The organism is Oleiphilus sp. HI0061 (assembly GCF_001635675.1).
Map to the genome: position 1 here is coordinate 1 of NZ_LWFE01001516.1, position 1,246 is coordinate 1,246.

The 1,246-nt window shown below is 48.6% G+C and carries 1 protein-coding gene; it reads left to right on the forward strand.

What is annotated here, in order from left to right; genetic code table 11:
• Nucleotides 1-1,246 (forward strand): helicase-related protein (locus A3735_RS23610; protein WP_255375191.1); only part of this gene is annotated, 1,246 nt, incomplete at both ends.

Sequence of the window (1,246 nt, forward strand, 5' to 3'; positions counted from 1 at the left end):
GAAATCTCTGATTTGGTCGGAGAGCTTCAAGGTCTTGAAGACGGCTCGTCACTGCCAATTAAAGCCCTTTCCCTACTCGGTGATGATGCACAAAATATCGATATTCCGGAAGCAATACAAAGGCTACTTGATCAGCATGGCACCGGTAGAATACTGTTCCGCAATACTCGCCAAGGTGTTGAAGGCTTCCCGGATAGAATCCTACAGCCTCACCCACTCGATGCAGCTGTTGGTGATGATCAATTTGAAGATGAAGCCGGCATTAAACAGAATCCGAAAGTCACTTGGCTAACCCAGTTCCTGAAAGATAACAGAGATGAGAAAGTCCTGATCATCTGCGCCAGTGCTGAAACGGCTTTAGCGCTGGAGTCCTATCTTCGACTACGAGAAGGCCTGCGAACAGCAGCCTTCTACGAAGGTTTAAGTATTATTGAACGTGATAGAGCCGCTGCCTACTTTGCTGATAAAGAGGAAGGTGCACAAGCCTTAATCTGTTCAGAAATTGGCAGCGAAGGCCGAAACTTCCAGTTTTCACACGACTTAGTGTTATTCGACTTACCAGAGAACCCTGACCTACTCGAACAACGTATCGGCCGCTTAGACCGAATCGGGCAAACACATGACGTCAATATTCATGTGCCCTTCATTCCTGGCAGCCGCCAAGAGGGTTTATTCAACTGGTATGACCAGGCTCTGGATGCCTTCACTCACAGCTGTGCGGCAGGCTTTGCAATTTATGAACAGTTTGCCGTCGAACTGGAAAGTTACTTAAGCGAAGGTGACTTTCAATCTGATCAGGCCTTGTCTTTTATCAAACAAGCCCGTGAGCATCGCGATGCGGCTATGGCAGCTCTTCAAACGGGTCGTGACCCCCTACTTGAGCTTAACTCCTGCAATCCTGAAGAAGCCGAGAAAATCATTGCCTTGATCGAATCTGAGGAAGCAAGCCAGGACCTGTCCTCTTACATGGAAAAGCAGTTCAACCTTTACGGTGTTGAACAAGAGTACCAGTCAGACCAGACTCTGATCATTCGCCCTGGAGAGCACATGCTGGAGCAGCACTTTCCCGGCTTAAACGATGAAGGCAACACCTTAACCTTCCACCGTTTGAAAGCGCTTGTCCGGGAAGATGTCGAGTTTGTCTCATGGGAACACCCGATGGTGACCGATCTAATCGAGCAAACCTTAACAGGAGAGCTTGGTAATGCAGCCTTGGCAACCATGTCGGTAAAAGGTGTTGAACCTG